This is a genomic window from Pseudomonas endophytica (assembly GCF_001411475.1).
GTDB classification, from domain to species: Bacteria; Pseudomonadota; Gammaproteobacteria; order Pseudomonadales; family Pseudomonadaceae; genus Aquipseudomonas; species Aquipseudomonas endophytica.
Genome location: NZ_LLWH01000053.1, coordinates 1 through 9,372, shown reverse-complemented (window position 1 = coordinate 9,372; position 9,372 = coordinate 1). Strand labels below are relative to the sequence as shown.

General features: G+C 56.0%; 8 protein-coding genes and 1 pseudogene. 8 read left to right on the top strand and 1 reads right to left on the bottom strand.

Annotation, left to right across the window (positions count from 1 at the left end; translation table 11 throughout):
• Positions 1–2,309, bottom strand: a 2,309-nt coding sequence (locus AQS70_RS05350) for a penicillin-binding protein 1A (protein ID WP_420912335.1), incomplete at its 3' end; no start/stop codon positions are given.
• 206 nt (positions 2,310–2,515) lie between these two features.
• Here AQS70_RS05350 and pilM point away from each other — a divergent pair.
• The 8 genes and pseudogenes from pilM to AQS70_RS05310 form a co-directional block, all read left to right on the top strand.
• Positions 2,516–3,487, top strand: a complete 972-nt coding sequence (pilM, locus tag AQS70_RS05345; protein ID WP_055101872.1) for a type IV pilus biogenesis protein PilM — start codon at positions 2,516–2,518, stop codon at positions 3,485–3,487.
• The gene (locus AQS70_RS05340; RefSeq protein ID WP_055101871.1) at positions 3,487–4,053 is read left to right on the top strand and encodes a PilN domain-containing protein; all 567 of its coding nucleotides are present in this window, start codon (positions 3,487–3,489) and stop codon (positions 4,051–4,053) included. The genes pilM and AQS70_RS05340 overlap by 1 nt, the downstream gene beginning before the upstream one ends.
• On the top strand, positions 4,053–4,664 hold the full coding sequence (locus tag AQS70_RS05335) for a type IV pilus inner membrane component PilO (protein WP_055101870.1): 612 nt from the start codon (positions 4,053–4,055) through the stop codon (positions 4,662–4,664). Before AQS70_RS05340 ends, AQS70_RS05335 begins: the two co-directional genes overlap by 1 nt.
• A 5-nt stretch (positions 4,665–4,669) precedes the next feature.
• The gene (locus AQS70_RS05330; protein WP_055101869.1) at positions 4,670–5,200 is read left to right on the top strand and encodes a pilus assembly protein PilP; all 531 of its coding nucleotides are present in this window, start codon (positions 4,670–4,672) and stop codon (positions 5,198–5,200) included.
• Positions 5,201–5,368: 168 nt separating this feature from the next.
• A pseudogene (locus tag AQS70_RS05325) lies at positions 5,369–6,619 on the top strand (type IV pilus secretin PilQ); the annotation flags it as partial.
• Positions 6,620–6,623: 4 nt separating this feature from the next.
• A complete protein-coding gene (gene aroK / locus AQS70_RS05320) occupies positions 6,624–7,142 on the top strand; it encodes a shikimate kinase AroK (RefSeq protein ID WP_055101867.1) in 519 nt (172 codons plus the stop codon).
• Between the two features lie 93 nt (positions 7,143–7,235).
• Positions 7,236–8,336, top strand: a complete 1,101-nt coding sequence (aroB, locus tag AQS70_RS05315) for a 3-dehydroquinate synthase (RefSeq protein WP_055101866.1) — start codon at positions 7,236–7,238, stop codon at positions 8,334–8,336.
• Between the two features lie 10 nt (positions 8,337–8,346).
• Positions 8,347–9,372, top strand: a 1,026-nt coding sequence (locus tag AQS70_RS05310; protein ID WP_055101865.1) for an AAA family ATPase, incomplete at its 3' end; no start/stop codon positions are given.

The window sequence follows — 9,372 nt, the reverse complement described above, 5'->3', positions numbered from 1 at the left end:
TAGGCGCCCGGTGTGCCCGGTGAGGCGATTCGGCCGCTCGCTGGGTCGATGCGCAGGCTGAGGATGCCTTCAGGCTCCACCTGCGTGTGGGCAGGCTTACCTTTGAGCGCGCCGCCCATGTAGCTCATCCAGATCGGCAAGGCCACCGTGCCGCCGTACTCATGACGTCCGAGGCTCTCGGGTTGGTCGAAACCGGCCCACACGGTGGTCACGTAATCAGCGTTGTAGCCCGAGAACCACGCATCTTTCGATTCGTTGGTTGTACCGGTTTTGCCCGCCAGGTCAGTTCGGCCCAATGCCAATGCGCGGCGGCCAGTGCCGAGCTTGATAACGTCCTGCAACATGCTGGTGAGGATGTAGGTGGTGCGCCCGTCAACGATACGCTCGGCAACGGCTTGGGTTTCTGCGGTCGGCAGGCCCGGAGCGGCGTTGATGGTATCGACAGTCAGCGCTGCCGCTTCAGCGGGTACGTCTTTGTTGGCATCTTTCGGCACGCTGGGCGGGTTGGCCACGAAAAGCGTCTCGCCGTTACGGCTTTCGATTGTGTCGATCAGGTACGGGGTCACCTTGTAACCGCCGTTGGCAAAGGTGCTCCAACCGGTGGCGATTTCCATAGGGGTCAAGGTGGCCGTACCCAAGGCCAACGACAGGTTGCGCGGCAGGTCCTGCTTGTTGAAGCCGAATTTGCTGATGTAGTCGATGGTGCGGTCGACGCCTAAGCTTTGCAGCAAACGAATCGACACCAAGTTGCGCGACTTGTACAGGGCTTCACGTAGGCGAATCGGGCCAAGGAAGGTATTGGTGTCGTTCTTAGGGCGCCAGACTTTATCTAGGTATTCGTCGACGAATACGATCGGAGCGTCGTTCACCAAGGTGGCGGCGGTGTAGCCGTTATCCAGTGCGGCACTGTAAACGAAAGGTTTGAAGCTGGAGCCGGGTTGGCGCTTGGCTTGCATCGCTCGGTTGTAGTTGCTTTGCTCGAAGGCGAAACCGCCTACCAATGAGCGAATCGCGCCGTTATCTGGGTCGAGTGACACCAGTGCACCTTGTACGGTAGGCACTTGGCTGAATTTGAAGGTGCCGTTGGCTTGCGGCTTTAGGCGAATTAAATCGCCGACTTGCGCCACATCCGAAGGCTGCTTGGGCATTGGGCCCATGCTGTTGGTGTTGAGGTACTTGCGTGCCCATTTCATGGTGTCCCATGGCACTTGAGCTTCGCCGTTACGGGTCAGCACGTGCAGGCCGTCTTTATCGACCTGAGTCACGATGGCAGGCTCCAAGCCGCTGATTGCACGCTGCTTGGTCAATTCCTGAGCCCAAACAGCCGGCGTTTTACCCGCAAAGCGCGATTCAGGGCCGCGGTAACCGTGGCGCTGGTCATAGGTCATCAGGCCGTCTTCGACGGACGAGTTGGCCAGCTCTTGCAGGTCGCTCGGCACGGTGGTGGTGACGCGATAGCCCTCGGTGTAAGCCTCGCTGCCATAGCGGCCGACCATTTCGGCACGGGCCATTTCGGCGATGTAAGGCGCGTTCACTTCTGGCGTTGGTACGTGATAGCTGGCGTTCACTGGTTCGGCAATCGCCGCTTCATAACTGGCCTGGTCAATTTTGCCCAGCTTGTACATGCGGCCCAAAATCCAGTCGCGACGTTCTTTGCTGCGCACCGGATTGGCCAGTGGGTTGAACCGTGAAGGTGCTTTAGGCAAGCCAGCAATCATTGCCATCTGCGCCAGGCTCAGGTCGCGGATCGACTTGCCGTAGTAAACCTGCGCAGCGGACTCGATGCCATAAGCGCGGTTACCCAGGTAAATCTTGTTCACGTACAGCTCAAGGATTTCATCCTTGGTCAGCTCACGTTCGATTTCCAGAGCCAATAGGATTTCATTGGTTTTGCGGGAAAAGCTGCGCTCACTGGTCAGGAAATAGTTCTTCGCCACCTGCATTGTGATGGTGCTACCGCCCGATTGGATGTGTCCGCTTTTGATCAATTGGCTGGCGGCACGCATCAGGCTACTGGGATCGACCCCGTAATGATTGGCGAAGTTGTCATCTTCTGCAGAAAGCAGTGCATTAATGAAATTGGGCGGAATGTCGGCGAACTTGATCGGGGAGCGGCGCATTTCGCCAAACTCTGCAATCAATTTGCCGTCGCTGGTGTAGACCCGCAAAGGAATCTGCAACTGGATGCTTCTCAACGACTCTACGGACGGCAAGCCAGGACTAAGATAGAGAAACGCGCCGCTCAACACGAGCAGGAGCCCGCAGACTATGGCAACGAAAGACCACCCGAAAAACTTCAGCAGACGAATCAAGGCTTTTGGATTTCCAGATTAAGAAATGGGTTTGCACGTCAGGGTAGTGCGCACGGTGCGCCGGGTCGACGATACGGAAAAAAACGCCCGGCATTATAAGCATTTTTCGGTCGCAAGCGTCATGGACCGCATGTCAGAACGGGTTATGAACGGATCTCATTATTTACCCCCGGTAAGTCACGGATTGAATTAGGGAAAACACAGTGCTCAGATATTTTTGCCAAACCCACCAGCGGTGTGTGGGTGTCGACATCGGCTCGCACACGATAAAAATTGTTGAGTTGAGCCGCTCAAACGGCACCTTTCAGCTGGAGGCTTATGCGATTGAACCGCTGGCTACTTTGCTCGTGGACGATCAGACCAGCGCCGAGCCGAAAAGTGTCGCTCAAGCGCTGCTTAAAGCCCTGAGTAAAAGCGCTGTGATGGCGCGTGATGCGGTGGTGGCGCTTCCTGATACTCAGGTTATTTGTAAAAAAATTGAAGTGGATGCAGATCTCAGCGAGGACGATCTGGAGCTTTACGTGCGTCTTGAAGCGGAGCAGCACATACCCTATGCGCTGGATGAAGCTGCGCTGGATTTCGAGGTGTTAGGGGCTTTAACCAATGATCCTGAGCGGCTGCAAGTGCTGTTGGTCACATGCCGTCAGCAGGCATTGGCGTGGTATGAAACGGTACTGAGTCAAGCCGGGCTTAAGGCGCGGGTTATCGCTGTCCAAGCAGACGCGTTGGCGCGAGCGATTGAAGGCGCAACACCGGCTATGAAGGATTCGCCGCTGCCGACAACGGTAGCGGTAATCGACTTTGCGCACGATACAACGCAATTGAGTGTCGTGCGCCAAGAGCAGGTGCTTTATGCCCGTGAGCTGCTGTTTGGGGTCGATACGCTTGAGGATGAAACATTCAACATGCAGGCGCTTGAGCATGTGAGACGCGGGCTTGAGCAGTTCGCCGAAACGGGTGTTGAACATGCCGTGCAGGCGCTTATTTTAGCGGGCCATGCCGGTGCCCGAAGTGGTCTGAGGCAGTGGCTTGAAGCCCAGCTGGGTGTGCTGACGTACGTCGCTAACCCTTTTGCACAAATGACCATTAGCCCTTTGGTTACACCTCAAGCCTTGCGTTGCGATGCCCCTATGTTGTTGACTGCCTGCGGTCTGGCCTTGAGGGGGTTTGATTAATGGCGAGAATCAACTTATTGCCGTGGCGCACATTGTTGCGAGAAAAACGACGTAAGCGTTTTGTGGTCGTACTGATCGCGCTGTCAGCGGTGGCGGTAGGCGGGTTATTTGTGATCGACCACTTTATTGATAAGGCCGTTGAGCGGCAATTGGCGCGTAATGACTTAATTAGAAGCGCGATGGTGCAACTGGACGGGCGTGCTGAGCAGATCGACCAGTTGAAGGTGCGCCGCGAACAATTGCTTGAGCGCATGCAGACGATTGAAACGCTTCAGGGTAACCGGTCTGACAGCGGGATTATTTTGGAGCAGTTAGCGCGAAGCATGCCTAAAGGCGTGTTTTTTACCGATGTGAAAATGACTGACCAGACCCTTGTGATCACGGGTGTGGCCCAGTCCAACAGCCTTGTTGCTGAGCTGATGCGCAATTTGGATGCTTCGCACTGGCTGGAAGCACCCGTACTCATTGATGTACAGGCCGGGCCTAGCCCAGCCGAAGGGCCGCAGCGGCTGTTTCAAATGACTGTGCGCCAAACCCGACATGCCCACGCTGGCGCTCAATTCTGATGGTGGCTCAATGGTTGGGGCGCCTTAACCCTTTCGATGTGCGGGATTTGGATGTTGATCGTATCGGCAGTTGGTCGCTAAGGCTAAAAGCCGCGGTTGCGCTGGTATTGGTGAGTAGCGTGTTGGTGATGGGCTATTGGCTACTGCTGCGATCCCCGGTCAATCAGCTTGCACAGCAGCGTGAAGCCGAAGTGACGCTCAAAACCGAATGGGCTTCCAAAGTTGCTCAGACCTCGAGCCTAGAAGCTTACCTAGCGCACATGCGTGAGCTAGAAACAGTCTTTAGCGGGGTATTAAAGCAGTTGCCCAGCCAGGCCGAAGTCCCTGGCCTGCTAGAGGAGGTGTCGCGTATCGGCCAGATCAGCGGGCTGCGGATTGAGCACATTCAGTGGTCGCCTGAAGTCCTGCAACCGTTCTACGCCGAACTGCCTTTAAAGCTGGTGCTTATTGGCGGTTATCACGATCTGGGGCGTTTTGTCAGCCAAATGGCAAGCCTGCCGCGTATCGTCACCCTGCATGATTTCACGCTTGCGCCACTCAACGAGACAAATGACGGCCAGTTACGCATGACGCTGCTGGCCAAGACCTACCGCACCCACGATCAAGGATAGATCCCATGAGTGTTGGCTTTCGGTTTTTCAGTGTTGGCTTGCTGGCCAGCCTGATGGGCTGCGATAGCGCGCAAAAAACTGCGCAGTTACAAGCGTCTTTAAACGTAACACCTACTCGTCCACTGGCTGCTATGACGCCGATCCCCCGTGTTGAACCTCCCCGTACGGTGACCTATGGGGCGGCCGCCTTACGCAGCCCTTTTCAGGCGCTGCTTGAGGATGGGGCTGGGAGTTGGCAGGTCAGTCTGCTGGAGGCTGACGAGCTGGATAATGACCGGCCCCGTCAGTATTTGGAGGAGCTGGAGCTTGAGCAATTCGAGATGGTCGGTACGTTCTCTAATGAGCTGGGGACAAGCGCCTTGTTGCGCGCCAACGCAAAGGTCTACCGCTTGAACGTCGGCGACTATCTAGGGCGCCAAAACGGGCAGATCGTCTCAATCAATACCGCACACGTTGAAGTGTTTGAAGTGATTTCAGATGGTCAGGGTGGTTGGCTGGAAAGATCCCTGAGCCTCTCTTTAAAACAGCAGTCTTAACGGATAGACACCATGAAAAGGATTTTCCCGGTCTGCGGACTGGCGCTATGGAGTGCGCTGAATTCGCCGTCAATACTGGCGCTCGTCCAGAACCAAGACCCCTTGTCGGTCACACGGGGGAGTGACACTGCCCTTCAATCTTCCCGCACCACGGCACCGAACCCTGAGTATGTCGGGGAGAAAGTCTCACTTAACTTTCAGGCCATTGAAGTGCGCACGGTGTTGCAGCTATTGGCTGAATTCACCCAGTTCAATTTAGTGGTCAGCGATGCGGTCGAAGGCAGTATTACCCTCAACTTGCAGGATGTACCGTGGGATCAGGCGCTGGATCTGGTGCTTAAAAGCAACGATCTCGCCAAGCGCCTTGAAGGCAATGTGCTGCTGATTGCTCCCATCGAAGAAATAGCGGCGCGTGAGCGCTACGAGCTGCAAGCGCGTAATCAACTGGCTGAGTTGGCCCCTTTGCGTCGCGAGCTGGTGCAGGTCAACCACGCGAAGGCCACTGATATAGCCAAGTTATTTCAGTCAGTGACCGACGGCCAAACCAGCACGGTCGCTCGAGGATCTATCACCGTGGATGAGCGCACTAACTCCATCATCGCGCTTCAATCGAGCGAGCAATTGGCAGAGTTGCGGCGCATTGTGACGCAATTGGATGTGCCTGTTCGTCAGGTGATGATTGAGGCTCGTGTTGTGGAAGCCGGGGTGGATTTCGAGCGCAATTTAGGGGTGCGCTGGGGCGGTTCACTGAACAAAGGCGGTAAATGGAGCGCGGGTGGGATTGCGCCTCCAGTAGAGGCGGGTGCTGAACCGAGTGATGTGAGCGCGCCCTTTGTCGACTTGGGCGTGAGGGGTAATAGCTCAGGTCTGGGTATCGCCTTTATCACTAACAATGCTTTGTTAGACCTTGAGTTGAGCGCCATGGAGAAAACCGGTAATGGCGAAATTATCTCTCAGCCCAAAGTAGTCACTTCTGATAAAGAAACCGCCAAAATCCTCAAAGGCACCGAGATTCCCTATCAAGAATCCAGCTCGAGTGGTGCCACCTCTGTATCGTTTAAAGAAGCGTCACTGTCGCTGGAGGTGACACCGCAAATCACCCCGGACAACAGCGTGGTCATGGAGGTGGTGGTGACCAAAGATGAGCCGGACTACATGAATATGGTTAACAATGTGCCGCCGATAAAAAAGAACGAAGTTAAGGCCAAGGTGCTGGTCAAAGACGGTGAAACCATCGTCATCGGGGGTGTTTTCTCAAATACTCAAAGCAAAGTGGTAGATAAAGTGCCATTTTTTGGCGATCTGCCGTATGTTGGCCGACTTTTCCGTAAAGACATCGTTCTGGAAAAAAAATCCGAACTGCTGGTGTTCCTTACTCCGCGTATTATGGGCAACCAGGCGATTGCTGTGAGTCATTGATTCTGTGCGAAATTTGATTCTTGTTGGGCCCATGGGGGCTGGTAAAAGCACCATCGGACGTTTGCTGGCCAAAGAGCTGCACCTGCCGTTCAAAGATTCCGATAAGGAAATTGAAGTGCGCACTGGTGCCAATATCCCGTGGATCTTCGATAAAGAAGGTGAGCCCGGCTTTCGTGATCGCGAATCGGCCATGATTGCCGAGCTCTGCGAAGCCGATGGCGTGGTGTTGGCGACGGGCGGGGGCGCGGTGATGCGACCCGAGAACCGCAAGTCACTGTATGCCGGTGGTCGCGTGGTGTATTTGCATGCCTCCGTGGAGCAGCAAGTTGCCCGTACCGCACGCGATCGCAATCGGCCTTTGCTGCGTACTGCCAACCCCGAAAAAACCCTGCGCGATTTGCTAGCTATGCGAGATCCGCTCTATCGGGAAATCGCCGACCTCGTGGTAGAAACCGATGAGCGGCCGCCGCGAATGGTCGTTCTGGACATTCTTGAGCGACTGGCGCAACTGCCCCCTCGTTAAAGTGCGCAACAAAATGCGCTATCCTCGGCGCCGAGCATGCCCGTTCAGTGGCATGCCATCACTTGATAACTGGCAAACAAAGCACGGGGTTTCATGCAGACACTGAAGGTTGATCTAGGCGAGCGTAGCTACCCAATTCATATTGGCGAAGGTTTGTTGGATCAGCCCGAGTTGCTGGCCCCGCACATTGCTGGTCGCCAAGTGGCGATTGTGACCAATGAAACCGTCGCGCCACTCTATCTCGAGCGCCTAACCCGCAGCCTCGCGCAGTTTTCCGTGGTGCCGATCATCCTCCCGGACGGTGAGTCGCACAAAAACTGGGAAACCCTGCAACTGATCTTTGATGGCCTGCTGACAGCCCGTCATGACCGACGTACCACGGTGGTTGCCTTGGGCGGCGGCGTGGTGGGGGACATGGCCGGCTTTGCGGCGGCGTGTTACCAGCGCGGCGTTGATTTTATTCAAGTGCCTACGACCTTGCTGTCTCAAGTGGATTCATCGGTGGGTGGCAAAACCGGGATCAACCATCCGCTGGGCAAAAACATGGTGGGCGCGTTCTATCAGCCCAATCTGGTACTGATTGACACCCAAACCCTCAATACCTTGCCTGCGCGTGAACTGTCGGCAGGCTTGGCGGAAGTCATCAAGTACGGCCTGATCTGTGATGAACCGTTCTTGACCTGGCTTGAAGACAACATGGACGCACTGCGTGGTCTCGATCAAGCCGCTTTGACCGCGGCGATTCACCGTTCATGTGCGGCCAAAGCCGATGTGGTGGGTGCTGACGAGCGCGAGTCTGGCGTGCGCGCCACGCTCAACTTGGGGCATACCTTTGGGCATGCAATTGAAACCCATATGGGCTACGGCGTGTGGTTGCACGGCGAAGCGGTGGCCACGGGGACGGTGATGGCGCTGGAAATGTCCGCGCGCTTGGGCTGGATCAGCGAAGCCGAGCGCGATCGCGCGATTCAGTTGTTCATACGTGCGGGTTTACCCGTGGTGCCACCTGTCGAAATGAGTGCCGCCGATTTTATGCAGCACATGGCAGTAGATAAAAAAGTGATCGACGGTCGTATGCGTCTGGTGCTGTTGCGTCGCATCGGAGAAGCCACAGTGACTGACGATTATCCACAAGAGGTTCTACAAGCCACGCTGGGCGCGGATTACCGCGCGCTGGCTCAGCTTAAAGGTTAATAAGATCCCGATGACTAGTTTGCATGCTGACGAGGCGTTCCTCGGTCACTTCCAGCTCACTCATGACCCGTTCGCCCCTCGAGTGCCGGGCTTCAAGTTTTTCCCTGCACAGCGCAAACCCGTGCTGGGGCAGTTGCACCACCTAGCCCGTTATAGCCAGTTGCTGTTGGTCGTTACCGGCCCAGAAGGCAGCGGCAAGACCTTGCTGCGTCAGGCGCTGGTTGCCAGCACTAACAAGCAGTCGGTACAGAGTGTGGTGGTATCTGCACGGGGTGCTGGCGATGCCGCGGGTATCTTGCGCCAAGTGGCGCAAACACTGAACGTTGCTCGCCCCGAAGTGGATGCGATTCTGAATCAAGTCGTTCAATTGGCACTCACCGGGCAAGAAGTCTACTTGTTGGTCGATGATGCCGAGCAGCTCGACGACTCTGCTCAGGAAGCTTTGCTGGCGCTAGCCGCGGGTACTCCGGAAGGCCGCCCGCACGTGTTTCTGTTCGGCGAGCCTTCGATGATTGCTGGGCTTGAAGAGCTCAGCGGTGATGAAGAGCGTTTCCACGTCATTGAATTGCAGCCGTATACCGAAGAAGAAACCCGCGAGTATCTGGCTCAGCGCCTTGAAGGTGCGGGGCGCGGGATCGAACTCTTTAGCGCGCAGCAGATCTCAGATATACATGAGAGCTCCGGAGGTTGGCCTGGCATCATTAACCAGGTCGCCCGCGATGCAATGATCGAAGCCATGATTGCGAGCCGTTCTGCGGTCAAGCGTCCAAGTATGGGGTTCAAAATGCCGAAGAAACACGTATTGGCCATTGGTGCCGTGGTGATTGTGGCGGTTGCCGCAGCTGTTTTGATTCCGGGTCGAGATAAAGCGCCAACCGCGCCGAACGGCGATCAAGGGCAATTGCCATTGGGGCAGGCCGCGCCAAAAGGCGGTGGTAACCCTTCGATAGACTTCGCTGGTTCTTCACAGCCGATGCCATTGCCGTTGGTCGGTCAATCGCAACCGGTCATGCGTGGGCCGCTGGCTGAAGAAGCA